The 26,588-nt window shown below is 51.6% G+C and carries 24 protein-coding genes and 4 pseudogenes; 18 read left to right on the top strand and 10 right to left on the bottom strand.

What is annotated here, in order from left to right; all coding sequences use genetic code 11:
• Positions 1 to 52 precede the first annotated feature (52 nt).
• Positions 53 to 970 (top strand): phosphatase PAP2 family protein, encoded by a 918-nt coding sequence (locus EBB79_RS11395; protein WP_164860797.1) that lies wholly within the window; start codon positions 53 to 55, stop codon positions 968 to 970.
• Entirely contained in the window at positions 930 to 2,009 is a 1,080-nt protein-coding gene (locus tag EBB79_RS11390; protein ID WP_127749010.1) for a C1 family peptidase, read from the top strand. The genes EBB79_RS11395 and EBB79_RS11390 overlap by 41 nt, the downstream gene beginning before the upstream one ends.
• Before the next feature lie 211 nt (positions 2,010 to 2,220).
• Here EBB79_RS11390 and EBB79_RS11385 read toward each other — a convergent pair.
• Both EBB79_RS11385 and EBB79_RS11380 read right to left on the bottom strand, forming a co-directional pair.
• A pseudogene (locus tag EBB79_RS11385) lies at positions 2,221 to 2,502 on the bottom strand (IS5/IS1182 family transposase); the annotation flags it as partial.
• A gap of 15 nt (positions 2,503 to 2,517) precedes the next feature.
• Complete coding sequence (locus EBB79_RS11380; protein ID WP_127749008.1) at positions 2,518 to 2,850, bottom strand: hypothetical protein; 333 nt, start codon at positions 2,848 to 2,850, stop codon at positions 2,518 to 2,520.
• Between the two features lie 434 nt (positions 2,851 to 3,284).
• On the opposite strand from EBB79_RS11380, the gene EBB79_RS11375 reads away from it, so the two are divergent.
• Together EBB79_RS11375 and EBB79_RS11370 are read left to right on the top strand one after the other, a co-directional pair.
• A complete protein-coding gene (locus EBB79_RS11375) occupies positions 3,285 to 3,638 on the top strand; it encodes a hypothetical protein (protein ID WP_127749007.1) in 354 nt (117 codons plus the stop codon).
• A 557-nt stretch (positions 3,639 to 4,195) separates the two neighbouring features.
• Positions 4,196 to 5,656 (top strand): TIGR02594 family protein, encoded by a 1,461-nt coding sequence (locus EBB79_RS11370; protein ID WP_127749006.1) that lies wholly within the window; start codon positions 4,196 to 4,198, stop codon positions 5,654 to 5,656.
• A 127-nt stretch (positions 5,657 to 5,783) separates the two neighbouring features.
• Here the strand turns inward: EBB79_RS11370 and EBB79_RS11365 are convergent, their stop codons facing one another.
• Positions 5,784 to 6,092, bottom strand: coding sequence for an FAD-dependent oxidoreductase (locus tag EBB79_RS11365; protein WP_127749005.1), 309 nt, complete (start codon positions 6,090 to 6,092; stop codon positions 5,784 to 5,786).
• Between the two features lie 107 nt (positions 6,093 to 6,199).
• Here EBB79_RS11365 and EBB79_RS11360 point away from each other — a divergent pair, with 107 nt between their 5' ends.
• Positions 6,200 to 6,718 carry a LysR substrate-binding domain-containing protein gene (locus tag EBB79_RS11360; protein ID WP_127749004.1) on the top strand — a complete coding sequence of 173 codons (519 nt, stop codon included), beginning with the start codon at positions 6,200 to 6,202 and terminating at the stop codon, positions 6,716 to 6,718.
• Positions 6,719 to 6,845: 127 nt separating this feature from the next.
• On the opposite strand, the gene EBB79_RS25470 is transcribed toward EBB79_RS11360, so the two are convergent.
• The 3 genes from EBB79_RS25470 to EBB79_RS11350 form a co-directional block, all read right to left on the bottom strand.
• Positions 6,846 to 7,193 carry an NAD(P)-dependent oxidoreductase gene (locus tag EBB79_RS25470; RefSeq protein ID WP_338045754.1) on the bottom strand — a complete coding sequence of 116 codons (348 nt, stop codon included), beginning with the start codon at positions 7,191 to 7,193 and terminating at the stop codon, positions 6,846 to 6,848.
• Positions 7,130 to 7,504: an NAD(P)-dependent oxidoreductase gene (locus tag EBB79_RS25465; protein WP_338045805.1), complete on the bottom strand. Its 375-nt coding sequence runs from the start codon at positions 7,502 to 7,504 to the stop codon at positions 7,130 to 7,132. Before EBB79_RS25465 ends, EBB79_RS25470 begins: the two co-directional genes overlap by 64 nt.
• Before the next feature lie 79 nt (positions 7,505 to 7,583).
• Positions 7,584 to 8,438 (bottom strand): NAD-dependent epimerase/dehydratase family protein, encoded by an 855-nt coding sequence (locus EBB79_RS11350; protein ID WP_127749003.1) that lies wholly within the window; start codon positions 8,436 to 8,438, stop codon positions 7,584 to 7,586.
• Positions 8,439 to 8,528: 90 nt separating this feature from the next.
• Here EBB79_RS11350 and EBB79_RS25460 point away from each other — a divergent pair.
• From EBB79_RS25460 to EBB79_RS25635, 5 genes and pseudogenes are all read left to right on the top strand, one after another.
• Positions 8,529 to 8,672, top strand: a pseudogene (locus tag EBB79_RS25460) (LysR family transcriptional regulator); the annotation flags it as partial.
• An 87-nt stretch (positions 8,673 to 8,759) separates the two neighbouring features.
• Entirely contained in the window at positions 8,760 to 9,425 is a 666-nt protein-coding gene (locus tag EBB79_RS11345) for a substrate-binding domain-containing protein (RefSeq protein ID WP_338045804.1), read from the top strand.
• A 689-nt stretch (positions 9,426 to 10,114) separates the two neighbouring features.
• Positions 10,115 to 11,107 (top strand): aKG-HExxH-type peptide beta-hydroxylase, encoded by a 993-nt coding sequence (locus tag EBB79_RS11340; protein WP_127749001.1) that lies wholly within the window; start codon positions 10,115 to 10,117, stop codon positions 11,105 to 11,107.
• The gene (locus EBB79_RS11335) at positions 11,097 to 12,557 is read left to right on the top strand and encodes a class I adenylate-forming enzyme family protein (RefSeq protein ID WP_164860796.1); all 1,461 of its coding nucleotides are present in this window, start codon (positions 11,097 to 11,099) and stop codon (positions 12,555 to 12,557) included. The genes EBB79_RS11340 and EBB79_RS11335 overlap by 11 nt, the downstream gene beginning before the upstream one ends.
• Positions 12,544 to 12,792, top strand: coding sequence for an acyl carrier protein (locus EBB79_RS25635; RefSeq protein WP_127748999.1), 249 nt, complete (start codon positions 12,544 to 12,546; stop codon positions 12,790 to 12,792). Before EBB79_RS11335 ends, EBB79_RS25635 begins: the two co-directional genes overlap by 14 nt.
• Here the strand turns inward: EBB79_RS25635 and EBB79_RS24430 are convergent.
• Positions 12,701 to 13,414 (bottom strand): hypothetical protein, encoded by a 714-nt coding sequence (locus EBB79_RS24430; protein WP_164860722.1) that lies wholly within the window; start codon positions 13,412 to 13,414, stop codon positions 12,701 to 12,703. The genes EBB79_RS25635 and EBB79_RS24430 overlap by 92 nt on opposite strands.
• 423 nt (positions 13,415 to 13,837) lie before the next feature.
• Here EBB79_RS24430 and EBB79_RS11325 point away from each other — a divergent pair, with 423 nt between their 5' ends.
• A complete protein-coding gene (locus EBB79_RS11325) occupies positions 13,838 to 14,473 on the top strand; it encodes a prolyl hydroxylase family protein (protein WP_164860795.1) in 636 nt (211 codons plus the stop codon).
• A 409-nt stretch (positions 14,474 to 14,882) separates the two neighbouring features.
• Here the strand turns inward: EBB79_RS11325 and EBB79_RS11320 are convergent, their stop codons facing one another.
• Positions 14,883 to 16,340: a hypothetical protein gene (locus tag EBB79_RS11320; RefSeq protein ID WP_127748997.1), complete on the bottom strand. Its 1,458-nt coding sequence runs from the start codon at positions 16,338 to 16,340 to the stop codon at positions 14,883 to 14,885.
• A gap of 246 nt (positions 16,341 to 16,586) precedes the next feature.
• Here EBB79_RS11320 and EBB79_RS11315 point away from each other — a divergent pair, with 246 nt between their 5' ends.
• From EBB79_RS11315 to EBB79_RS24425, 3 genes are all read left to right on the top strand, one after another.
• Positions 16,587 to 20,201 (top strand): ATP-binding protein, encoded by a 3,615-nt coding sequence (locus EBB79_RS11315; RefSeq protein ID WP_164860794.1) that lies wholly within the window; start codon positions 16,587 to 16,589, stop codon positions 20,199 to 20,201.
• Positions 20,202 to 20,670: 469 nt separating this feature from the next.
• Entirely contained in the window at positions 20,671 to 21,879 is a 1,209-nt protein-coding gene (locus EBB79_RS11310; protein ID WP_164860793.1) for a Vps62-related protein, read from the top strand.
• Positions 21,880 to 21,888: 9 nt separating this feature from the next.
• Entirely contained in the window at positions 21,889 to 22,407 is a 519-nt protein-coding gene (locus EBB79_RS24425; protein ID WP_164860721.1) for a hypothetical protein, read from the top strand.
• Positions 22,408 to 22,467: 60 nt separating this feature from the next.
• Here EBB79_RS24425 and EBB79_RS11305 read toward each other — a convergent pair.
• Positions 22,468 to 22,602: pseudogene (locus EBB79_RS11305) on the bottom strand (IS5/IS1182 family transposase); the annotation flags it as partial.
• A gap of 158 nt (positions 22,603 to 22,760) precedes the next feature.
• Between EBB79_RS11305 and EBB79_RS11300 the strand changes: the two are divergent.
• The 4 genes and pseudogenes from EBB79_RS11300 to EBB79_RS25455 form a co-directional block, all read left to right on the top strand.
• Positions 22,761 to 23,198 carry a DUF3592 domain-containing protein gene (locus EBB79_RS11300; RefSeq protein WP_164860792.1) on the top strand — a complete coding sequence of 146 codons (438 nt, stop codon included), beginning with the start codon at positions 22,761 to 22,763 and terminating at the stop codon, positions 23,196 to 23,198.
• Between the two features lie 409 nt (positions 23,199 to 23,607).
• Positions 23,608 to 23,949, top strand: coding sequence for a hypothetical protein (locus EBB79_RS11295; protein WP_127748993.1), 342 nt, complete (start codon positions 23,608 to 23,610; stop codon positions 23,947 to 23,949).
• Positions 23,950 to 23,996: 47 nt separating this feature from the next.
• On the top strand, positions 23,997 to 25,226 hold the full coding sequence (locus EBB79_RS11290; RefSeq protein WP_127748992.1) for a hypothetical protein: 1,230 nt from the start codon (positions 23,997 to 23,999) through the stop codon (positions 25,224 to 25,226).
• A 374-nt stretch (positions 25,227 to 25,600) separates the two neighbouring features.
• Positions 25,601 to 25,864, top strand: a pseudogene (locus tag EBB79_RS25455) (phage tail protein); the annotation flags it as partial.
• A gap of 275 nt (positions 25,865 to 26,139) precedes the next feature.
• On the opposite strand, the gene EBB79_RS11280 reads toward EBB79_RS25455, so the two are convergent.
• Positions 26,140 to 26,544 carry a hypothetical protein gene (locus tag EBB79_RS11280; protein ID WP_127748990.1) on the bottom strand — a complete coding sequence of 135 codons (405 nt, stop codon included), beginning with the start codon at positions 26,542 to 26,544 and terminating at the stop codon, positions 26,140 to 26,142.
• Positions 26,545 to 26,588: the final 44 nt, after the last annotated feature.

Below are 26,588 nucleotides of genomic sequence, written 5' to 3'. Positions count from 1 at the left end.
TTCTGTTACGGCGTGGGCGAAAGATCAAAAACATATAGATTAGGAGAAACACATGTCGAATGCAGCAGCAATCTTGGCATCGGGGAACGGCGCAGGCAATGGTGCGGGAAATGGCGCAGGCAACGGTGCTGGAAACGGCGCGGGAGTGGGCGTTGGGCTTTCGGGTGGCGCCGCATTTCCGTTCATGGAACCGTTTTACGACGAGCGGGGACCTGCAGATCGCGAGGACTTCCTGCTGCTTAACGGCGGCGATTTCCCCAAGGCGGAATGGAGCCCTGACCTACAGGCAACGAGCATGATACACAGTGTTCTTGGACAGCTTAACTTGACGACCATGAATATGCCGACAGCCGACGAAGAAAAGCAGCTCCGCGAAAACCTGCAAACACAAATCGAAGACATTCTTGAGCTTCGCCTCTCTGAGGCAAACCAATCCAAAGCTGCTGAGATCATCGATCAGAGCGGAAACTTTGCGCATTATTTTTTAACTCTATTGAATTGCAGCGCTCGGTATCGCACGCAGACGTCGGTTTTGATTTTCGTTTGCCTGCAAGTTGCGAGCGTTGTCGGCTTGCACTTCAAATGGATGTACCAACGTCCGCGGCCAGCCCAAATTTTTCCTGGTATGCTGCCTTTGATCCCCACACCGGCGCACTCTTCTTTCCCGAGCAACCACTCAACGCAGTCCTTCCTGGTCGCGGAAATGCTGGTTCATGCAGCCCCGGCGGCCACGAAGGATCCCCTGCGTCGGTACGTCGAAACCATGGCACGCCGCATTGCGGTGAACCGCGAAATCGCGGGCGTCCACTATTCTTCCGACAGCGCGCAAGGCCGGGTCCTGGCCATTGAAATCAAAAAGCAGATCGTGACATCTGGCGTTCTCGACAATCTGCTCACTGACTGCACAACTGAGCTTTCAGACTTCGTTGATGCCGGTCACCCGATTAACAAGGATCAAATTGTGGGCTGATATGCGGAACACGTCACAAAAACGCTTTGGTGGTGCGAAACCCGGAAACACGAGCGATCGCTTCGATCAATCCCAGGCATCCCTGATTGCTGAATTGGCTGCTCTTTCGCGGGCAGAACGAGACGATCCTGATAGGTTCGATCCCCAAAAAACAGCCGAAAGACTGGTTCGGTTACCAGGAGTGTCACTGGCCTCTCTCACCGACGCCACCTGGGCGCTTCTCGAAAGCTGGCCCGCACAGGATCAGGGGCGGAACCGGTCGACCTGTGTGCCCTTTGCCGTGCTGGCGATGATCGAGCTGCGTGAACGGCTAAGCACCGCCGCGTTGGAATTTCCCAATTACTCGGAGGAGTTCTTGTACGCGAAAATGCGGGTCGATCACCAGCCAACGATCGATGCTCACAACTATAACTCTGGAAGCACGTTTCTGGACCAGGCGGCTGACGCGTTGATCGCCTCCGGTGTGTGCGACGAAAGGACGATGCCTTATGACACCGGAGCGTCACGGCCAGATTACACTCAAGTCCCGACTGGCAATGCAAAAAGCGAGGCAGCGACCCGAAAATTCCCTGTAGATTCCTTCCAGTACCTGCGTCTTCGGCGCAAAGATCCCGCCGAATGGCGTGGCGAGGACATCAACGGAATCGTGCGAAGAGAGCTGAAAGCCGGCAATCCTGTAGTGGCCTCCTTTCCGATCTACTACAAAAGCAATAGCTGGACGAACTTTCATAGCGACGGTTGGAAATATGGTGAAATTCAGGACCCGAGCTGGCCAGCCCACATAGTAGACGTTTACGATGCAGGGATTGCAACAGAAAGTGTCCTAGGCGGTCACGCAGTGTGCATCGTAGGAACTCGTCCAGGCAGCGGCATAAACGACGAACGCTTTGTCTTCCGAAACAGTTGGGGAAACCGTTTTGCGCGAGCCTATGACAAGGCCCTCATTCCACCACCCCGTGCAGGCTACGGCACAATATCGGGGACGCATCTGCAGAACCACTGCTGGGAGCTGCTCTACGTTCGTCGCAACGAACTCTAAATGTGCAAATCTTGATTGTGCAAGCTTTGCAGCGTGCCGTGGGTTTTGGTGCGCCACCGACTTTCCGCTCTGGCAATTCAAGCGATTAAGTGCATCACTCCAAGCTGTTAGGCATGCGCAGTATCATCGCCACGACGTTGCTCCTGATATCAGGCTACTGGATCAACGGTGTAAAGCTTCGTAGGCAGAACTTGACGAAAATGGAGAGCGGGATTGCTGTGCCTGTGGGGTGTGCCTTCAGATAGGTTGCGTCGATCCTCGCGGTTTTCTCTTTGTCGTGCTCGGCAGCCAGTCCCGCCATCATCAAAGCGAACACACCATTGTCGCTCCACCGTTTCCAGCGGTTGTGGATCGTCTTGAGTACGCCATGCTCCTTAGGTGCAAGCTGCCAGCGCAACCAATTGTTATTGATCAATAAATTCAACCCATAACCCGGCGCCGTCTACGCGTGGCTTGCTGTGGTAATTCGGGAAAAGTGTTCAAGGCGCGCCATCTGCGCGTCGCTCAATCAGTAACGATCAGACATGTGTACCACTCGTTTTCGAGCCGTGAACCATGCCGCCACCCGGAAAGCAATGAATCCTGATGCTAATAAACGCAAAACCATAGTCAATTCACCAACAACTAACGCAGCAATCACGATCAAATTGCGATTCATTCGCGCGGCCGCGCCACAGTTGTTCTGCCAGCGATGGCACGGTTTCGGACAAGAGGGGCGGGGCCATTTGATGACTTCATTTTCACACAAGAAAAAATACAACGCTGAGCGGCCGTCTGCAAAGGCGGGGCGAAAGAGCCTAGCGCAAAGCAACATAGCAATCGGGACAACGCTAAAGCCCAAGGCGATCCTCCTTGCGCTTCGGTCAGTTCATGCGGACACGATCAAAAGCCCCGTCCGCACCATTTCACGTAACTAAAACTGAAAGGCGTTCGACATGGCACGTATGGTAACACAAACTCCAACGCGGAAGGTCGTGAGCAGTTCTTTGTCAGCTCCGATTTCCATACTTCTGATCTGGGTAGTTGAAACAACAACTGGCATCGACATTCCCCCATCAGTCGAAGCTGCAATTCTCATGATCCTTGTTTTTGTGACCGGATATTTCACACCTCCGTCTAGCCTTGACCGTCTAGAGGAACCGGCGTGAGCCGTCTGAAGGCATCCATGTGGGTCGCAGTAGCCTGCGGCACAAGGGTCGGCGTAGCAGCAGGGTTCAAGAACACCGACACACAAACGCGTTCGCTGTATGCACGCGCCTTTGTCCAAGAGGGGGCATGATGAAAGTGTTGAGACGTTTCGTTTTGAATGCGTGCATTGTGTTGCAGGTCGCTGCCTGCTCCATCGTGACCCAAACGCTTCCAGACGGCGGAAGCGAAAAGCGCCTGCAATTCGGAACCAAATCTGTGGATGTGTGTAGTAGCCAAGGAGTGCGAACCACCTGGCTCACGTTTGGCGTTTTGTTCGAAACCAACAGTCTCAGCGCTGGAGTGATGTCTCGCGATATCACGTGCCTGCCGACCAGCAGTTGTTCAGCCATTTTTTTTGCAGCCACCGCTGAACAAGCAACCGCAATTCTACGCGCTGTCCCGACGCTTCCCAGAAGTTGCGTGATCGACAGTGTTTCATAAACAAAAAGGAATTCGCAATGACAATAAGTAAGAGAGCCTTAGTGTTTTCAGCCATGGGTTTGCTTGGGTTAGGTGCATGCGGCCCGACTCCAGGTAACCCTGTCGTCTTTGGGCAAGCCCAAACACTTGGTGTGTCGGTCGGCCAGGGTGTAGGCACGCCCGCACCGGAATTCACGCTTGGGTATTCGGACGCAAACATCGCGATATTGCCCACTGGGCTCGAGGTTGCGCCAGGAACCACGCAGGAACTGGGCGCAAGGGCCCCGAACGCAGGCAACGCTCCAAACGATACATATTCGGTTTTTGGCCAGTTTGGAGCAAGAGGGGGCAAAACCACCTCCGGCAATGGTTCGTTTGCGCTTGAGAAGTTTTTCGCCACAGGGGCAGCTGCTCAAAATCTGTCACAGGGTTTCGCTTGCGCTGCTTCCGACGGTCGGGCGTCGGAACATTGTCACAACACAACGAGCCACACGCAAACACCGGCCCCTGCGTCAACCAGCAGTACAGGCAGCAGTACAGGCAGCAGTTAATTTTCAGACTATTAAGTGGAGGACGTCATGCATAAAATCATCGACACCCCTTGGCGGGTAACATCAAATCTCGACGAGCTTCGCGCACGTGGCGTCGAAACAATCATTCGGTATTTTAATCGCGCCAATTCAAATCAGCTACCCGAGAAGCGACTCGAGCCAGCCGAAGCGGCAGCTATTGCTGATGCTGGAATGACACTCGCCGTAGTCTACCAGCAACGCGGTGGTTCTGGCGGGAACATAAACGATCTGAATGCGAAAAGCGGCAATGCAGATGCTACACGTGCGGTAAAACAGGCAACACAGATTGGCCAACCCATAGGCTCTGCAATTTACTTTGCTGTAGATTGGGATTACTTCCGCCCAACAGACCTCAAATCCATTTCGGAGTACTTTGCCGAAGTGCGCAGGGTTTTAGGGGCGGACTACCGTGTTGGCGTCTATGGCTCTGGTTTGGTTGGCAAGACATTGAAGAGTGCCGGTTTGGTTGACTTTATCTGGCTGTCAATGTCGGTGGGCTGGAGCGGAACAAAAGCGCTTTTGGCCACGGACGCCTGGACCTTACGCCAAACTTATCCAGAGCAAACAGCAGTATTGCGGCATGATGGCAATGAACTGTCCCCAGCTTGGGGCGACTTTGGTCAATTCACTCCAGGTGGCGCTGCGGCGTCTGCGCCCGTAGACTGGCGCGATGATGCTGGGTCTTTTCAATTTGCGCTGATGGAAGTCACGGCGCGGTCAGGCTTGAACTTGCGGCGCGGCCCTGGAACCAATTATGGTGTCGACTCCACATTAGCGCAGGGGCAAATTGTTCAGGTTGTCAGCACATCAGGAGATTGGGCAAATGTCGACGTGAACAGTGACGGATTGTCGGATGGATACCTTCACAGTGGCTACCTGAAGCCCGTTTCCGGCGGCCTGCCGTTACTGAGCTCAGCAAATGGGAACACTGCTGGGAATTGGCCCACATGGCCCAAATGGCCAACTTGGCCTTCGGCTCCGGGCTCGACAGCAACCGCTGCGGCTCCTGCGACTGCAGCAGGAGCAACCGTACCCTATAGCGTTGCTCAGGCCGAACTTGCCCTCGACGTGCGCGAGGTTGCTGGACCTGGCAACAATCCACGGGTTGTGATGTACCACAAATCAACGAACCCTTGGTCTGGAACCGATGATAGTGTCGCTTGGTGTTCATCCTTCGTGAACTACTGTGTCGAACAATCAGGCATGGTGGGAACAGATAGCCAGAGGGCGCTGTCCTGGGAAGACTGGGGCCAGTCAGCTGAAAACGACCCGCAAGAAGGCGATATCGTTGTCTTTGAGCGCGTTGGCAAAGGAGGGCATGTTGGGTTTCTGGTCGCTGATAGGGGGGACAGTGTGTCTGTGCTGGGTGGCAACCAAAACAACCGTGTTCGCATATCGACCTATCCAAAGAACGGGAAACTCGGAGCGACCAAGTATGTTTTGCGCAGCATACGCAGAGCAATCTGACTACAGTCTTTGGCATCCGTATCTTCTGCATTTCTCTCAAGGTACGGATGCCCAATGTTGATTGCTCCCCTTGGCCGAATTCTGTTTTTCGGATCATGCCGCAGTGAAAGTACGGTTTTGGTTAAGGTCAGATCGTACCGTCGAACGACCAGTCTGACGGCATTGCCAGCCGCACAAGTTTCTCGTTGGTCTTGCCGCCAGTGACCTTCATCAGATCAACAAAATACTCGTCCTCGCTGTAGTCTTCGATCAGTGGGCCAAGTGGACCTGAGTGCATGCAGCGAAAGTTGCGGGTGTGCCGGGAGTTTCCGCCGCGGTACGCCCTGGGCGCGGTTTCCAGGATCAGAACTTTGGCGCCAGCTACGGCAGCGGTCATGGCTGCACAAAGCGCGGCATTTCCGCCGCCGATCACTGCAATGTCATACTGGGTTGTCATAATTGGGGTCCTCGCTGGCTCAGACCTAACAATCTGCACGTAATTTGATTAATGCCGGTTTCTCCGACATTGATGCCTCACGCGCATCAACGTGGGGCGTGGTGACCATGGCGACGGTCCGCACTGTGGTTGCTCAACTTCTGATACCTGCGATGAATGCATTTCGGGCCACCGGGCAGACAGCCCGTATTCGTTTGCTCGACAGTGCCGCCAACGAAGTGGCCGAAGCCGTGGCCGCAGGAGAAGCCGATTTTGGTATTTGTTCGATCCCGATGCTGGAACCCACCACCCGGTTTGAACTGCTATTTAACGACCCGATAGTTCTGGCTTTGCCTTTGGATCACGCTCTGGCCCGGCGGGAAGTCCTGGACCTATCAGACTTGGAAGAAACGCCGCTGATCCTGCCTGCCCGCGGCACTGGGAACCGGTTGCTGATTGACGAAGCCATGGCGCGCGTCAAACGCCCCTTGTATTGGACATATGAAGTCGGGCGCAGTTCCACCGCAATGGAATTGGTACGCGAAGGTGTTAGTGCGGCACTGCTATCAAAATTCGCCGTTGACGCTACACAGGTGGCGATTTGTCAATTGCAAACGCCGGTATCACCCGCCCGATTGGCTTGCTGACCAGATTGGCACAATCAGAGACAGCGGTCGCGGCAGCCCTGAAACAAGCGATCCGAGCAGCGGTCTAGCTGCCTAAAACCTGCGGGTTGATCATATGCATTGGATCCCCTTGGGCATAGGCGTTGATCTAGTCAAATATATCCGAGAATTGCATGTCGAATTCATCTTCGGTGATAAATCCAATATGGGGCGTCGCGATTAGATTGGGATGAGACAGCAATGGATCGTTCGGATCCGTCAAAGGCTCGGTGTCGAACACATCAACGGTGGCTTTTCCCGGTCGAGCAGCATTCAATGCCTGCAGCAAGGCCCCCGGTACAATCAATCCAGCGTGGGACGTGTTTGCCAACAGGCGATCTAGCTGCATCTGGGTTAGATCAGCAGCAGTTATCAGCCCCTTGGTTGAGGGCTTTAGCCGGACGTGTAGCGAAACCACATCACAATCCGCAAAGAACTGGTCCCGGCTAGTGGCCACTTTCTCTCCGTCTTCCGTTGCCGCCCGTCTTCGGAGGCCCACCAGACAACATCCATACCAAAGAACCGCGCATAGCCCGCGACAGTTTTGGCGATCCGCCCATAGCCGTACAATCCCAATCGGCGGCCGCGCAGGGTCTTGCGGCGGATGGATTTGACCAGCCTGGTAGCCGAAGCTTTGCTGGTTCCGGGTTTCTTGTTCAAACCCTCAGTTCTGCCCACGGGTGCTGACGCAGACAATCGAGAGCGCAACTTTGGAAAAGTTACATGGGTTAGTTCGGGCCACAGCTTTGTGACGGGCAGATAGGGCATGGACCTGATGAGCTGGCCGCCCATCTTCTCAAGTCCATGATCAGACGATCACTTCGTACAGAAATGCGTGTATACTTATTTAGGGGAGGACACTTTGAAAAACCTCGCCCACAGGCGTTACTTCGAAATCCGGCAAAATTTGCGTCAGCCGCGTGCCCGACAGAGCATGGTCAGTGTTCCAAAGGTACTGCATCTCATTCATCTCGCGCGCAAGTTCCCAAAAAGGAGCCGTGATCTTAAACATCCACCAGGGAAACTGTACGAACCTCAATTCCCGTTTCAGAATGCGCTCAACCTCGGATTTGATATCCAGAGCGCTCAGAGTATGACCAGAAAAAGGCACATCTTCGAATTGAGAAAGTGTGCGGCGCTTTTCAACCAGCGCAACGGCTGCTCGGGCCAAATCAGGCAAGTAGCACATCGCTTGTCGCGTCTCTGCGGGTCCTGGAAGCGTGACTCTATCCCGCCGGAGATCGCGCAGGTAGACTTGTGACATGATGCACCCCTGACGATTGGGGTCGATGAAGTTCCCGGCGCGTAGAACAATGGTCTGGACGCCGCTCGTTGCGTACTCATGCTCCATTGCTAGCCGGATCTCGCCCTTTCTGCTGATGGGGTCGGCTGGCGTGGTTTCAGACCAAACGCCTGGCTGGTCGCCAAAGTGGTACACATTCCCAGGCAATAGGACGGTTGCACCACTGTCCTGCGCCGCGTTGATAACCTCGCGTGTGATCTGAGGGATGATGGTTTTCCAGTTGTGGTAGTTCGGCGGGTTCAGTCCATTGACGATCACGTCGCAATTCTGTGCCGCAGCAGTCATATGACCTTGCTTACGGTCATACCGCCTGATGGACCAACCTGCAGCTTCAAACGCCTGCGCACAGTGTCGGCCTACTTTCCCCGACGCGCCCAGTATCAATACTTTTCCAGTCATTGTGTTCTCCAGAATGTTTCGAGGAGAAGATAAGAGAGACAGTAATGAAATGGTATTGCACTAAATTGACTGTATGGTATTCAATTTTGAATGGACAGGCGTATTGAAGACTTAGATTGGACCTACATCCGCTCTTTTCTGGCTGTTGCCGAAGAGGGCTCTCTGACTGCTGCAGCAAGGGCAACCGGGCAGAGCCAGCCAACGCTAGGACGGCACATAAAGGCCGCTGAAGCCAGCTTGGGTACTGAACTCTTTGTCCGCGCGTCCAACGGCCTCAAATTGACAAAGACTGGGTTGACGCTGTTGGAACCGGCGAGAGACATGGCCAAGGCATCCGCCCGACTTACCACTCTTGCCGCAGGCAGCGATACCCAGCTTTCTGGCACAGTGCGGATCACGGCAAGCGTTGTTGTATCACACTATTTGCTTCCCGAGATCATTGCAGAGATACGCTTGGCAGAGCCAGATATCGAAATTGAACTCGTGCCGTCTGACACGACAGAGAGTCTGATGTACCGCGATGCGGATATTGCTATCCGTATGTATCGTCCCACCCAATTGGACATTGTAACGCGCAAGATTGCAGAACAGCCCTTGGCAATCTATGCCTCGCACGAACTCTTGGGGCGCCTTGGTCAACCGCAGAATTTTGAGGACCTGGCTGCTATGCCGTTTGTGGGCTTCGATCGGTCCGATATGATTATTCGCAGCATGCGCGAAATTGGCCTCATGGTAGACCGGCATTTTTTTGGTGTCCGTTGCGATGACCAAGCCACATATTGGGAACTTGTTCGCGCAGGCTGCGGCGCTGGCGCTATGCAGACCGTCATCGGTGATGCTGAACCACTGGTGCAAAAGCTCGCATACCAACCCGAGCTCCCTTGTCTGCCGATTTGGCTTGCGGCCCAGGAAAACCTGTACCGAACCCCTAAAGTCAAATGTGTTTGGAACTATTTGACCAACCGACTAATACGAAAACTTGGTTGAATGTTTCTATGGGCCGTCACACTAACGTCAGCTTTCGAGAAGAACGACGGAGTTTGCAAAGCCCGCAATCTGCCCATAATCCCCATTTGGATCTGACCGCAGCGAAAGGCAGGAACGAGCCCTTTCTTGCACTAATACTGCGTTGCGGCGATGGTCTGCTAGCAAGAAAGTGCGGCATCAAGCGGTTCAGTTTACTGCCGAGAAACGCTCCATTGAACTAACCTGCAGTGGAATAAGTAAATCGAATGACTATGACTCGACGCAACACTTTAAGACTGGGCATCACTGCTTTACTTACAAGTGTCGCGGGTCGGGTTCTGGATCTTCACTTAGGTACTCTTCGACGGCAGCAATGCGCAGAATGCGACCTTTGCAAAGTCTGGCCACGGCTCGCCCTGATAAGAAGCGAACGGCCCTTTGCGACCGTTCACCAGTGGCTCGAGAGCCGCGTCACGGCCAATGGTACACTGCGCAGAAATTACGATACCGTTTTACAGCCGGTCAAAACAACACTGAGGTGTGTTGAAAACCGTCCCTTAAACAATGCTATAATTGTTTTACAAAGGACGAAGGCTTGGAGTGTATCTGACCAGATGACTTCTTGGGATCCGATGGCGCCCAGAGTTGACAAATTGAGCGCCACGCTTGCATCTGGGTGAAGTGTTTTATGAAAATTGAGTTGTGGCCCGATGCAAAACTATCTCTTTCCAAACGTTACATTTGTCGCGGCAACCAGACACCGAATACGATTGAAGTTATTTGAGTCACTCCACCACCTGATATATGATGTTTTGGCCACAAAGTTCAGCCCACCGGTTTCAGAACAGGAACTTAAAGGTATGATATTGGGTGGGTCGAATTTTCCGAAACCGGCGATATTCGCCCTTCATGGATCCTTGCTCAATGCAGCAATCAACGCTCATACGTCAGATGTTCCCGAGCTTTTTCGAATTCTGAAAGATCAAAGGCTCCGGGATACTGAAGAGACAGGCACGATCAACGTCACGCCACTTTCAAGCAACAGCATGCACCAGGACGAAGTTTTTCTTCTGAAATCAGCATTTGCGGATGACATAGGTTTGACGACAAGCTTGATGGCGCCGCCGTCGCCAGAGGTCGAGCGCGCCACAGCCTTGGTGAGCGAGGCGATCAATGCACTCGACCTTGGTGCGAGACCTTGGATGGAGGAGCTGCTGTTGCTAGCAAATCAAGTTTATTTTGCTGTGGCCGAGTCAGAAGGAGAGCTTCTGTTCGGGGGGGCGGCAGTCTTTGATGCCTTTGGCGCGGTCTTGATGAACCCGCTGGCGTTCCGGGATCCTGCTACTGTGCTGATGGCGTTAATTCACGAAAGCTCACATCAGCAAATGTTCCTGTTTCATCTCGACGACCCAGTTTTACTGAACGATGCAAGCGCAACTTTTTCGTCTCCGCTGCGTGCGCAGCCACGCCCAATGGAAGGTATTTTCCATGCATTGTGGGTTTCGGCCCGTATGGTTCTTGCGGCTGAGACGGTGTTGAAGTCCCCCAGTAGACCAACCTGGGCGCAAGATTTGCTTGAGCATCAAGCGCGCGCACTTGAAGCGTTTCGGGACTGTGAACAGACTGTTGCTGAACATGGTGAACTGTCGGATTTCGGCCTCGAACTGTTTGAAAACGCACGAGAAACTATCCATGCCATTTGAAGAACGTAACATCGGCTCCCTTATTGCGGACTTGGCTATATCCGATCCCGACGCGCCCTGCGTCGAGCAAGACGGAATATGCCATTCACGCGCAGAGGTCATCAATTCTGCTGCGGTGCTTGTCGATTTTTTCAAAGGTCACCGTGTCACTGCCGGCGCTTCGGTTGCAATTGTAGCCGTTGACCGTCTTAGGGCGTTGGAAGCCATGATCGCACTGTGGTCTCTGGATGCTGCAGTTCTTTTACTTGATCCAAGGCAGCCGATAGGGGAAATCCAAACCGTAAAAGAGAAGGTCGGCCTCGACTCTGTCTTTACAGACTCAAAAAGCTTCGCTCGAAGAGGGGGGTTCGACCTTATTCCAGCAAGAGACTCCACAATGAAATGCGCTATGGGCCTGCATTTCTCGTCCGGATCTCAGCACTGTGATGCGCTGATCTTGTCATCATCAGGCACAACGGGATTTCCGCGGTTTCGACGGGTGACTCATCAGGCGTTTCTGGAAGGGCTCTGGGCATCAGGGCAACTATTGAACAATCAAATTCCGCTGTCGGCGGTAAGTGTCGGAAGTCTTGCCTTTGGTGCCGTGTTGTCCCACTGGATCAAACTTTTGATCAACGGCAAGTTTTTACTTAGTCTGCCATTGATATTCGGGGTTCAGGAACTGCATCAAGCCCTTACCAGATCAGACATCCAATCTGTCGGATTGCCTCCTGTTTTGATCACAGATTTGCTTGAATTTCATAAGGAAAACACCGCAGCTCAGGATGGGCCTGCCTATCCGCATATTACACGAATGGCATCGCTGGGGGGGCCAATTTCACCTGATAAGCTGGTGCAAGCCTATCGGATGCTCACACCTGGTGTGAAAAACATGTATTCGATGTCTGGCGTGGGTGCAGTGTCTATCCTGTCCGGAGATGAGGTTCTTGAAAAGCCTAACTCGGTTGGAAAACCGTTCTCGGAAGTTACAATTCGTATTGAGGATGAAACCAGTGGATTATGCCCAATCGGCCAGATCGGGCGCATCGTCGCCAAGCCAAATTGGAAAGATGGTGCTGCGCCAATCGACACGGGTGACTATGGTTGGATTGACGAAGACGGGTATTTATTCATCCAAGGGCGGTCAGAACAAACCGCCTGTCGCAATTCGATCAATGTGAACCTTTTGGACTTGGAATTTGATGTGAAGCGAATAATGGGTGTCAGGGATTGCATTGCGTTTGCGGTTCAGGCGGATGGTTCTCCGGATGACATGATTTTCTTGGCTGTCGAGACCAAGATCGACTTAGATCGGGCAAAAAAACAAATGAAATCTTCTTTGGCATCTTATCGTCGACCAGATAGAATTATGATTTGTTCGCATTTGCCGCGCAACTCTTCGAACAAGATTGCACTGCGTACTGTAAAGAACATGGCAATAGAAGAGGAAACCCAATTTGTCGACTTCTGATAGTATTTCGCAACAGGTAACCAGAGCCTTTCAAGAATGCTTCCCCGATGATGCAATTGACCTTGAAAGCGATTTTTTCGACCTTGGGGGAGATTCCTTAACGCTTGTGAGTCTTTGCGCATCCCTTGAGGTCAAGATGGGTTTCAATATCCCCCCCTCCAAGCTTTTGTACCACCCAACAGTAGAAGAGCTAGCCGCCGCCATTGAAGCATTGCCGGGGGGGGCTGTGATCTGAATAAATCAAACTGAGCGATTATTTCTTTCGCGTTTTCCGGCAGGTAGTATTGGCCGTGTCTGGTTTTCAGCACCAACTTTCGATACTTTGAAAAAACCATTTTTGCGCGCGTTTCGGCAGCGCCAGAATCTCTTTGAAAAGGATTGTGCCCCTCGTCTTCGTCCCCATAGACTAAAAGCGCCGGAAGATTCGTATCGATTTGGGGTAACGAGCAATTGACGATGCAAAGGTGCCCGACACTGATGTCGGCCTCACGAAGCCTATTGCTGAGTTTCATAACAATACCGCTTCCCTGGCAACTTGTACCCATATCAAAATGACTACCAGGAAACTGCTTTTTGAGTTCTCCAAACAGATACTCCGTCAGGATATTTCTGACTTCTGTCGGGTCATCGTCTGGTGGAACAAGTAAGTGCGAAGAGCGGGAAAAGATTAAAGGTTGGTCATCGCCTAAGGCTTTTGCAAAACGTACCGGTTCTTCTGCTGAGTTAAATATCCACAACAGCGGCGGTCGAGACCCACCTTCATTTAGGGTTCTGAGTATGCCACGATCATCGATCGCCCGCCCGTTCCAGGATGACATCAGCTTTTGTTGGGCAAGGGTCGGATCCAAGCTGGACATTATAGTTTGCGGCTCCTACCGTGCATTATATTGTACTGGCACAATTCCAATTTTTAGAAAGGGATGCAAATGAAAATCGAAACTTCAAAACTGCTTCTACTAAAGGGTTCTGCGGCTGCGCGCACCGCAAAAATCGGCATGCCCCCGGAGCCCGTAGCGCCATCCAGTTCGTCGGACTAAAGATTACTTGGTAGTGCCATGTTTGCGTTTCCTCATCAGATTACACAGGCAGAGCGCTCGAAAGCCAAAAATATTGATTGGTTCTACTCCTAAGGGCTGCGTATTTCTCTTGAAAGCATGCAGTCCCGTAGTTGCCGCAATGTCAAATTACACATCCGAAATTGTCCACAATATCTTCGGCCCCTGTCGGCTTGTGACAAAGGAAATGGGAGTCATGACATCGTGAGGCACTCGGCGGAAACGTTGTATCAAGAAATTCTTCGTGAATCACAGCTCTATAGCGTTAACCCGCTGGTTGGATGTATCGATAACTTCGTGCCACAAAAAACCATTGTAGAGATTGAAGCAGCGCTTAAAGCCGTTGACCTTCAATCCGCAGCCGTCGCAAGCTCAACTGGCGCAGTCGTTTCGGAAAACAGGACAGCGGAAAACTATAAGATACGGCCTGGAACGATTCCCGTGGTTGAGGACGTCACTGACAAAATAGCGCGCCTTTTCAGGCTAAAGAACAACCTTTGTGAATACCCTGAATTCATCTCCTATCAAGAAGGGGGAGAGTTTCAACGGCATTTTGATGCGGCATTGTCTGGCTCAATGCCTAGTCGCAGAACGGATAATACGGCGTCTAGTCAAAGAGTATTCACCGGCGTGTTGTATCTGAACCAGGATTTCTCTGGCGGCACAACACGTTTTCCGCGGCTAGATGTTGAATTGCAGCCAAAACTTGGAAGACTGGCATTTTGGCAAAACACCAAGCCGGGAGCCGCCACAGTGCATACCCTCAGCATGCATCAAGGGTGCCCAGTGACGAAAGGAAACAAACGGATTATCACTTTCTGGTTTCGCGACAACCCTTGGGATCCAGTGAATATTGCGTAGGGTTTGATCCATAATTTCGCTATGGCGTTGTCAACAAAATCGCCTGCCTGGGGCAACTGGGAGCGGGCCTGTTTAGAAGTGATCTGATTGTCTGCTTTGTTGGTGTCGCTTGCACACCCTTGCAGACGCCACGAAAACCGAAATCCGTTTCGTGGCTCATATGCCGCGCCAGGCTGTACCGATGCGGGATGTTGGACCTGTCGCGGTTTGATGCCACTCCTTTGATAGCATTTAGTCGTCTAGACATGCTCGGATGTCCTACAAGTCTAATAATACCTTCGTGCTGAGCTTGCTTGATTTGGCCAATTTTTGTCGCTCGAGGTATTCAATTGGCGAGAGTTCGGATCGAATAGTTATATGAAAAGGTGGCCCTTTTCAGGGCCACTGAGTTGTCCCGATAGAGGTAATACTACACGGGAGAGGTCTGGATCTGCACAGGTTGGTCCGCTGAACGAGCAACAACTTCGACAAGGTCGTGCATTGAAATATGGTGAAGTTTTGGGTCCTTTGCCCGAATAGTGAGGGTCCAGTGCCCAAGGGCAATGTGCAATGTCGCGGAGGTCATTCCAGCACTTATGGACTGATGTAACGCGACTTCGGGGAATTCCAGCGCTTCGACCAAAACATGCATTGGTAGCTCATTTACCAGATGTTGATTGGTGCTGTGTCCGGTCGGGTCCTGAAAACCCAGCTCCATGAGCCTTTTGAGGTACTCGGCGTCGGACAAAGGCTGAGGAGTATACGTTGGGATTTGAATCTTGGGTGCGGCCCCAGATTGAATCTCTGGATATCGCATCACACCGCGACTAGTGAACCTGATTTGCGCCTGAGGCTCTTCTACAATTGCGGGTGTAACCTGAGGTGCTTCTCCCTGGCGCAGGGCTTCAATGTAGTCTGCATTGCAGTCATTGAAGTAGGCATTGCCCAAAAACATACGCAACGCAAACTCGGTTTTCCATCCCAGCCCTAGGCCGCTGTAGTGAGGACCGCCAAGGGCGTCTTGCCCCATGTAGATACAGTTTTCGCCTTGCCAGCCACCAATAGGAGCCTTGGAAGGGTAGTCATCTTTGTTCTTGAAATAGAAATAGTCACCTGGCACCCCAATGACGGTACTTCGTGTGTAGTCCTCAGGCACGTCAGTAAGTTGAGTTAGAAAACGCGTTGCAAGCGTATCGATCTTGGTGTCGCTATTTTCTAATTTTACATGCCAGAGGCCAATAAAGGCTGGTCCCGAACTGGGGCTTAATGCGTCCAGTTTTTCTGCCCCGAGCGCCAAAAGGCAGCCCTTCAGCACCGACAGCTGCAATGCACCAGCGCATTCGCCCCGAAATGGTGTGATCTCGTCAAGCGCTTCGGACAGTGCAATATTTTGGTTTTGCACAAATGCATTACCCACCCAGGGATTGCCTGTTTGCAGGCGCTCCCAAGCGCAGTCAGGTGCTTCAAACGGCGCTGGCGTGGTCAGAATCCCTTCACCCGTCGCGGCCTCAGGAGTGTAAAGCACTTCGAGGTTTTCAAGATATCCTAGCGTCGGAGGTATTCCAACGGAGCCTTCGGCGTAATCACCATCGATTTCGCCCGAGCAAATCGCGCTCATCGCGGCAATCACACCTTTGCGCAGAGAAATATTCTGCGCCAGCTCCGCTGTAGTCTCAAATTCATGGACCAAATAGTCGTTTATCATCGAGGAAATGATTTCAACTGAGAGATTATCGGCCAGGGTCATGACCTGGGCAACATCCCCTGAGCTGAAGGCCGGCTGCTCCCAGGACGCTTCTGGGATGCATGCATATTTCAAAAGGGACAGAAATTGCGCATCCCCTCGTCCAATAGAAACCCCGCCAATCCACAAGCCCGATTGCATCATAAAACCCTCAAAAAATCAGCCTATCTATCCTTTTGATTGGTAACGGTTTTCTTTGCAAAGCGGGTGCAAGAAATGCGTCAAAAATGTACGGAGACCTCAATATGCTTGAAGAATGAAGTGAATTCTGAAAAGGTAAGTCCAGTGTATAGCTTTAGTAAAACATTGATATTACTGATTATATAGGGTGTGATGGCGCTTCAGATAAAGCTTTTTGGCGGACCAGTCGTCATCAATGACACAGGTCAGTTGTTACAATTTCCGACCCGGAAATCCGAAGCTCTGTTGGCCTATTTGGTCGAGCAAAGAGGCAAAGCACTTTCCCGAGAGACATTGGCCGACCTATTGTGGCCGTATAGCGGCCCTGATCAGGCGCGTGCAAGCCTAAGGCAAGAGATCTCGGTGGTGCGCAAAGCGCTTGGCGCTGACAATGTTGCCAGTATTTTTTCTGAAGGTGATCGGATCGGTTTTTCTGAAGGTGACGCAGTGGTCGACCTGTGGTGCTTTAACGAGATCGATAGCGAAACTGTATCACGTGATGGGCGAAAAGAACTGCTCGCACTGTACACCGCCCCATTTCTGGATACTTTTCGAATTCGTAGCCAACCCTTTTCCGATTGGGTCTGGGCAACACGCCAAACGCAAGAAGCGAGGGCGTTGAGGTTTGGCGATACCCTGATGGCTCAATGGGCTGACGCTGGCTTTGCAGATAACCTGACCGAGATCGCACAACATCTCTGCAGGATTGATCCGACATATGAGCCAGCGCACTGCGGGCTTGTTGAGTATTACGTCAAACAAGGTGATTTTCATCTTGCCAAGCATCAGATGCGACAATGTGAGGTTGCGCTGAAAACACATCTGGATACAGAGCCCTCTTTTGAAACAAGGCGTTTGGCGGCAACGCTGGAAAAAAAATCCATTGAGCCGCGCCGCCAAATTATCCGCCCATCTAGACCTGAAGAGCAAGCTTTCCCAGCGCAACAAAGGCGATTTGTCCTTATTCTATCGGTTCTTGCGGATAATCGCAGTGAAGATCCGGAAGAGTATGAACAGATCGCGAAGGATTTAGCCGCACTTACTAATCAGATCATCCAAGCCCGCGGTGGCGTCCAACTACACTTGGGAAATGACCGCATTCACGCCTGTTTCGGGTATCCAACCACACATGACAAGATCGCAGATGCGGCGGTTGGTGCAGCTTTCGATATCGGTCTTGCCATGGGTAAGGAACCCGCAAGATATTCGACCTGCCGGATTGGCATATCAGCTGGACTGGCGCTGGTTTCTATTGATGACCAGACAGGCCATTCTGACTTCAAAGTGTCCGGTGCCGTTCAGCGGGACGCCGAGGATCTGGCGCGCGCCGCACCGCCAGGGGCCGTCTATGTCAGCACCGCGGTAAAGAGCTTGTTGTCACCTGCGATCCGGCTCAAGGAAGTTGACGGCGTTGACGGCGTTGACGGCGTTGACGGTGTTCAGGAGGCCATTGCAAACCATTTGCCAAAGAATGGCCAGCCTTGGGATCTGTCACAAGGCAAAAGCCATGTGATGGTTGGGCGCGAAGCACAATTGGCGCAGATATTGGGCAATCTGACGCTGACCAAATCAGCCGTAGGGAGTGCTGTTGCAATTACTGGAGCTCCGGGGACCGGTAAATCGAGACTGGTTGAAGAAGTTGCAGTTGTCGCCCGTGACCAAGGGTTCGACATCAAATACTTTCATGGCAACATGAATGAAAAGCAGTCAACGCTCGCGCCGGTCATCGACTACATGCAACGCGCAGGCGCATTCGGAAATCCGGAAAATATGCCTGTGGCGCATAGACTGGAGCAGTGGCTGTCGAATGTGGACCCGGAACTCTCAATGGCGGCCGACTATTTTGCGTCTCTCACGGGCAATTCTACTAGGACGGCAACGAACGGAGCACCAATACCCAAATCAGTCAAGGAAAGGGCGTTGGACTTTTTTGCTACGCATGCGGGTCTCGCCACTGTGCAGCAGCCAGTTCTGATGGTTTTTGAAGACATTCACTGGTTTGATCCGACAACTTGCGAGGCAATAGGGCGATTAATCGAAGCCCTAGGTAGGTCTTGCGTTTGTGTACTGTTGGTTGCGCGTGATGGGGAATTTCCAGAGGTTTTGGGGCACCCATTGGTTCAAAATATAACCCTTTCGCCACTTGATGTTCAAAGTGCAGAAGCATTGCTGCGCGGGTTACTCAAAGACACGCAGGTTTCCACAGCTACGCTGTCCAACATTCTGGAACGGGCCGAAGGCAATCCACTGTTTCTCGAAGAGTTTGCAAAAGCAGCGGAAGCTCGCAGCAAACGAAGCGTCTTGGGTGAGGTTGACAATTCCATTGTGGACCCGATCAGTGGAGAAGAGGTGATAGGCACCCCGGATCGGCTTTCACCACTTCTTTTGTCTCGTATAGATATCATTCCTGGCGCGGTGCGAGTCTTACAGCACGCGTCGATACTGGGGCGGCGCTTCTCGCTTAGTCAGCTCTCCAAGATCCTGCACCCAGTCGCCATTCTGTCGTCTTTGTTTAACGAGCTTGAAGCCGCTGGAATTATTTTTGCGACGAACCGTGGACGCGACACTACCTATATCTTCAAACACGCTTTGATCAATGAGGCGATCTATTCGACAATTCCTATGCGCAGCCGTTCCATCCTGCACAAGTCTGCGGCACTGGCGTTGAATAGCGATGAAATGCCTGTGAATGACGGCAAAGTGGCGCGCCATTACCGGGCTGCGAATGCGCATAAAGATGCGGGGCATTTTTTTGAACGCTCTGGAGATCAAGCAGGTCGTGTCTCTGCTCACGCAGAGGCCATTTTTGAATACTCCGATGCACTTGCGATGATCGGGCATTTACCCTTGTCGCGGGATCGCATGTACAAAGAACTGCTGCTGAACCGAAAAATCGCAGCCCAGATCATTGGCTTGCATGGCATCCCAACCAGCGAAGCCACCCCGTTTTACACTATTGCGAATGAACTTAGCCGTGAACTTGCGGATCAGGAAGAAGCTGTGAATGCTGCTTGGGGGCTTTGGAGTATTCACTTGATGGTCGCCGAACTGGACGACTGTCTGAATATTGTGACTGCTGCGGAGGAGGGCTTGGATTGGCAAGCCTCACCAGTGGCACGATTGATTGTCGACTATATGCTGGGCGTTACCCATGCCTATCGTGGGACGCTCAATCTGGCTTCAGAGCACCTTGAGAATGTTGGTGGCTATGATAACCAATCTATGACCGATGATTTGCTCAACCGCTTTGGAATGGATATCAGACTTACCGCTGATAGCTTTCTTGCGTGGGTTTACGCGCTTCAGGGGCAAACCAATAATGCAGCTGCCGCATCGCAGCGTGCTTTGGATCGGGCGAAGCGAAACAAAAATGGGCTCAGTCATGTTTTTGCACATGTTTTTTCCGCGACCAAATGCCTGTTCCTTGGTCAGCTAAAAGAAGCGCGACGGCTGGCTGAAATCGGCCTTAAGGGCGCCCAGGAGATGCAGTTCAAACAATGGATCGCACAGTCCAAAATGCAATTGGCACGCGTGGCCGATCTAATGGGTGATCCAGGCGCACTAGAGGCGCTTCAGGAGGCTATGTCTGAGTACCGACAGGCAAACATGGTTTTGGCGCGCCCCTACATGCAGGTTTGGATCGCAGAAGCGATGATTAGAAGGCGTCTATATCGTGAGGCCCTGATGGAACTTGATGAACTGAGAGAGTTCACCGCTGTATCACAGGAATGCTTTTTTGATTCAGCGGCACAGGTTGCACGAGAGCTGGCACTGGAAAAGCTTGCGTCCGACGAAAACTATACTGTGTTTTCAGATCCGTTTTGATCTCTTCATCTATGGCAGTTCCAGATCGCTTTAGGCAGTGCCATAGGCGCGGTATGGCCTTTGTTTTGCTCTGACCAGGCTTAACCAGTGGATCAAGTCCATTTTTGACGGATTTCTTGCGGTTCAGCACCCAATCTTTGACGCGAAACTTGCACGGCCCCAACTAAGCTCTGAGTCGGGTAACGAGTGGTCTTTTTATGTATAATATTCCAAGACAAAGTTTGAGTGTAACCCTCACACAAACGCTAAGGATCAGCCCGCTTCTCTCGCGAGCAAAGCGGTATGACGCGAAAGTAAAGCTGGTATGAAACTCAGTGCAGCTTTTACTTTGTCAGTATTGGCTTTGCTTTCCGCGGGATTGAACTCGGCTTCAAGCGCAGGAACTTCGATCTCATTTGAGATTCGAAATGAAACGTCACATCGGGTCACTGTCACCTTTTCCGAGAGGCAAAACTGCCTGGAACCTAGCATGATGAAACCCTTCATCGGCAAGGTGGTCAATTTGCCTGCAAATGGAGGGACGTGGTCCGTCGATATCGCCAGACGCAATGGTCATGGCTGCGACGGAGAGAATGCGGTCTTGTTTGCCAGGGCTAAAAGCGATGGCCCAAGCACCGACGCTGTGGCATTTAGTGATCGTGAACGCACGTTCCACATATCGGGTGACGGTGGAATGTGGGTGGACACCAAACGCACTGGTCTCCCTGGGTTCTTCAAGCAAACCGGATCTGGCCAGACATTCCAGTGGGTTCTGACCGAGCCGTTGGCGCCCCTGTCCGCAGACGTCATGACTGATCTGCTTCGCAAGTATGCGCCGACGGTCTACTTGGCCAAAGGAGAAGATTATAATCCCTCGTCTGTTGACTGGGCATTCCCATATTTGGTCCGGGTAAGACGCGGAGACAAATACTGGCTTTACACCAAACAGGAACTCGACAGCCCAACTGACGGCGATCTGGAGGTCTTTAAGGGGCAGGGTGCAAATGCCACGGTCTATGGCTTTGTTGTCCGCAAGGCCGCAGTCTATGACTTGGTGTATTTTACGTATTACCCTTACAACCGTGGTAAACATATCAAGCTTCTGAATGATTCAGTCTTTGGCAATCACGTGGGGGATTGGGAAAACGTTGTGGTTCGATTAGATCAGAACCTCAATCCCACAGCAGTCTACCTTTCTCAACATGACAAGGGCGAAATGGTGGCCTGGGCTGACATCCCAAAATCCGCTGATACGCATCCAATTGTCTATGCGGCAGCGGGATCGCATGGTTATTATTCATCTCCCGGCAATCACCAGTATCACAGCAATCCACCTTTGGTCGATGAGACCAGCGTTGGCACGGTTTGGGACACCCAGACAAACTTGGTTGGATTCAACTTCAACGCAAAACAAGGCGTTGCTGGATCTAATTGGCCAGAATGGATGAACGTCTCACAACCGCTTTCAAATTCCAGTCCTATAAACACTGCCCCTGGAGCGGGTCCAATCTATCGCTGGGGCAACGGTGAAAACGGCTGCGGCGGTGTTTTGAAGATCTATCAGGATGCCGCAGGAGCTTGCCGTCTGGAGGATGGACCGACCGGCCCCATCGACAAACTAGAACGATGGGACGTTTCAGCCCAATGCCTCCCCGGCAAACAAATCAGCACTTTGTACCAAAGTGCAGTCTGTGACTGACCTAGCAAAGTGACGTCTTTAACCAGTGCCAAACTTATTTTTACAACATTGCAACCAAACTCAATAAGGAAGAGATCTATGTTCAAATCTATCTCCACGACCCTGGCCGTAGCCGCAATTTCTGTCGGGGCATTCGCCCAAGCAGCTTCTGCAAACAATTGGGGGCAAATCACCCTTGCCAACGATTCACCTTATTTCATGAATTATACGGTGATGAGTGATGGCTGGAACTGCAATGACGCACCGCTGCGCGGTGTCTCTATTTCCGCGGATCCAAATGCCGAAGTCGCGTTGAAAATTTTGCGTAAAGATGGCCACGGTTGCAATGGCGAGCAAGGTGTCTTTTTGTTGCAGATGCCTATGCCGACATACAAAGCAGTGCCTTTGCCAATCTCCTATACATCGGATGGATGTCTGGTTGACCCGCATGATCGGGCCGCACAACTTGGCTATCAATTGAACTATATCGTTGAAATGGAGGGGAGCTGCCCCAACTTTCGCTTGAGGATCACGCCTGCAGTTCAATAACAGCGGCACGCAGCTAAAACTTTTAGGCAAGCCGTTGTGGCGCAATGGTTTGCCGCAACGCTTTCTACTGCTCGGCGGCGGCACCCGCTCCATATCGGGATCGAACCAGATCGAGAGCGTTCCACGCTGTTTCAGGCTGTAATTATAGAACGACCAGTTCGTGGTCTTCTATCTCGTGGAGGGCCAACTGCTCATAGCTTCCAGCTGTCAGGCTGGAGTCGTTAGGTGAATCCCTCACTTGATTTGTGCAACAGAGCTTTGCGCATGCGACTTGATTGAAATGTAAAACAGAGGCAACTTTCAAGAAAGGGCACTGCATTTGGGAGTGTCGCTTAAACACTAAAGGAAAGCACTTGGAAACTCCGTCGTTTTGGATTCGTGTTTTAATTTTCATCTTATTTGTCGCCCTGCCAATATACTTTGTTGTTATAGGCAGTCGTCTGACACTTAAGACGCTTCGATTCAAAGAGCGTGCTCAATCAATCACTGGCACGGTTGTTGAGATCATAAAAACCAATAGTCCAGCCGACAGACACAGTGAACAATTCGTCTATCAGCCGGTATTCGAATTTCCGATGCCGGATGGGTCTGTCTTACGTGGGAAGTCCGCTAGCATCAGCAGCAATATGAATTACACCATCGGCAGCCAACATCCGATTTTGGTCGATTTCGACGATCCCGCCACTGTGCACACCAAAGGCAATCATGCCTTAATTATTGGAGTCATGTGTATTTTGCTCGGTGGCATTGCAGCGGCCTTTGGGCTTAGCGCTGTATTTTCCATGATTTAGGGCGGCCTTTGGGCAAATATTTGCGCCTCGGCTGGTCGTGCGGATGGGGTCTAATTTGACCCTGACGGCGGTTTCAATAGACGGAGGCGACCCGGATTTTGAGACACTTGATTGCCTGCGTTACAGATTATTCTACATCCAGTGAATTACAGCACAGCAAAAGGGGTTATCAATGGCAGCCAACCAAGGGACTTTTGGAATTTTTGCATCACGAGTTTACTGCAAAGCGTGGAGCGCCGGATTGGTTATTCCAGCCCTGATGTTGGCTGGTTGTTTGCCCGGCGATGTTACAACACGCGACTATTCGACGTTTCAGACATACCAGTTTCAACAAACTCCCGGACTTGGATTTTGCGCCAACAAAGACCTGGTATTTTCTGCCAGAATTACCCGTGAAGCGGATGGAACAATGGCATTTGTTCACTCTGTTCTGGTTTTTTCCGGTCCAGATCCAGAGCAATGTGAAGACGGTGTCGCTGCACAAGAGGGATGTCTGCGGCCCAAACCCCAACCCTCGAGAACATTAAGCAGCCAAGAGGCCAGTCAGGTTAGCGCAGTCTTTGCCGATGTGGATTTCTATAAAGATCCCGATCCAATCTGCCGTGAGATCGCGATAGATCCTTGTGTGATTGAACGACATTCTTGGGATGCCGACGAACTAAGCGACTATATCTGTGGCGCAGATCGATTAGGCGAAGACCAGAGGACAGATATCCGCGAACTTCTGTCCAGCCTTCGGGACAAAAGCTAGGTGCCTGACGTCACAACATCTGAAAATCAAATATAATGGACCTCAAAATGAAAAAGTTATTTGGCGCAGCAACCGCATCTATGATGTCGATCTCAACGTCGGGCTTGGCCGATGGCTATTACGATCTTTTCGGATCACACGGCGACAAATGGGGTGAGTTGACTTTCGAGGAAACTGTTGGCGAATACACCCACTGGATTTGGCCAAATGAGGAAGGCCAGGAAAGTTTCTTTATCTACAATCCAACTGGCGGCAGAGATGGGTGGTCAGGTGGAACTTATGATGGATATTTCACCGTTGATATGCCTGAAGAAATTTTGCGTCCGTGCGGAACAACTATCACTGACGCATTTGGGTATGACGCAAGGGAATGGGGCTCTGCGCGGATGGAGTGGATAAGTTCCGATGAGTTCATTTTGCAAAAATGGCGGTGTAACGGGACGTCACTGGATCTGCAAGTTGTCGGGCGATATGCATGGGACCAGTCAACCAACGAACCCGTTGTACCAATTGCGGCCAGGCTTTCCCTGCAATCGGACAATATCCCCCTCAGCGTCGATGACCCTGCCTATACGGTTCAGGGTCTCGACAAGAACCCTGCAATCTATCTGGATGTGAATTTCTCGGATGGGACATCTGGGGATTATGAGTACAAGAAATTTTCGGCCAGCAATATCATGTTTGACGATGTATCCGGCGACCCGAACGATATCATCCAGATCAATTACTGGGATATCGACTCGAACAACCCCGGTCTTGGTCAATACGCGGCGCAGTTGACATCGACCGGAAATGGCGTGGGAACGGCTGAACTTTTGGTGTCATTCAGGGATGCGCCATATGTTACAGCATCGGTGACAGCTACAGTGGTCAGTGCAATTCCGCAGGTCAAAACGCCAGTCAGTGCGGCATTGGCATTGCAGTCTTATACATTACCCCTCAGCCGCCGTGATCGCGCCTATACGGTGTCTCAGCTTGATTTGTTTCCAGCCATTTATGTGACTGCTCAGTTTGAAGACGGCACATCGGTTGATCATTTTTACCAAAAAGATTTCGCCGACAATGTGATCGTCGATGATGTGAGCGGTGACCCCTATGATCTGATCGAAATTGTACAATGGCCCGTTTTTGACAACAACCCACATGGACCCCAATTCGCAGGGCAGTTGACGTCAACTGGTCGTGGCACAGGGACTGCGAACCTGCTGCTTTCATTTATAAACGCGCCCGGAGTGACTGCGTCAATTGCGGTAACTGTTGTCAGCGGGGCAAACTGACCAACAGCGTAATCAATTCGACAATTAAGTTATCAAAAAGGAGCCCCATATGAAGACACGCATCCCTTAATACTGGTGTGAACATGGTATCGCCAATCTACAGCGATGCCAATCTACTACCCACTAAAGTCGAAGGGCATTGCTTGGATTGCTCAATGGATGTCGGTGCGGCTCGAAGTTGAATTTTCTTTACATATCGTAAATGTATAGCCTTGAGTTGATTTCGCACTAACCTTCTAAAATAATCTCATTATTACCTTCCGGAATTCCAACTTAATTCTGGAAAATTTAACTCAATACTTGACTATATCTTGGAGGAACTAATGAAAAAACTACTTGCATCGATCGCGTTGGCATCAACGATTTTCACTTCATTGGCCAGCACGCCGGCACAAGCTGGTGAGACACCGTATATAGGTGAAATTTCGTGGTTTGCAGGGAATTTTGCCCCACGTGGCTGGGCATTCTGCGACGGTCAACTGTTGCCTATTGATCAATATACAGCGCTATTTTCCATCATAGGTACGATCTATGGCGGTGACGGGCGTACCAATTTTGCGCTGCCCGATATGCGTGGCCGCTCTCCGGTCCACGCGGGCCGTGGACCTGGACTTGAAGATAAACAGTTGGGTCAAAAGAGCAGTCTACCCGTAGGTGAAGGAAATTATTATGAGTCTAATCTCGGCATAAATTGCATTATCGCATTGGTTGGCACCTTCCCGTCGCGGTCCTGAGTTGTTGAGTGCTAAAAACTGAAGAAATCCATTGGCCCATTCTGCATCCAACGTTGGTTTAAACCCGACAAAAAATGCGGAATGGGCTGTGAATACCCCAAGGAGCAACTGCGCCTTCAGTGCGCGCTTTTGACCAGACAGAGAGAACGAGCTACGCCAAAGCCCCCCGCAGTTGGATGTCACATTGGCTCACAAGTTGCCGGCGTTGTAAAAAGTTCAGACGCCATGACGCTCGCTGACTTCGACCTTGTGTCAATGATAACCGCGACATCAACAATGTAACTTGGATCTACGTTGTTTTCCAATGCAAGCCCATGGAACGAAATGAACGGGCCTGACAACACCGTAGCACCTGCAGGTCCAGTCCAGCAGCCGGAGTAGGCGCACCAGCTGATCTCATCCCGGCTGACATCGATGCTCATCGGTGTGTGTGCGTCGGACTGTGTGCATTTTCCATCGCTACAACTGATCTCAAACTCAGCATTGGTGCAGTGCCAGCCGCCATCGTCAGCGGCATAGCCTGCAAGTGGCATCGAGACGGTCAGAGGTAAGGCCAAACGTAATATTTTGGTCACTAAACGCATATCGTATCCTTCAATTGAATCCGCGACTGGAAAAGACAGTCGCG

Origin of the sequence: Parasedimentitalea marina (assembly GCF_004006175.1) — a bacterium.
Classification (GTDB): Bacteria; Pseudomonadota; Alphaproteobacteria; order Rhodobacterales; family Rhodobacteraceae; genus Parasedimentitalea; species Parasedimentitalea marina.
Note: the sequence above shows the minus strand (reverse complement) of the source record. Positions and strands in the feature narration are given on the sequence as shown.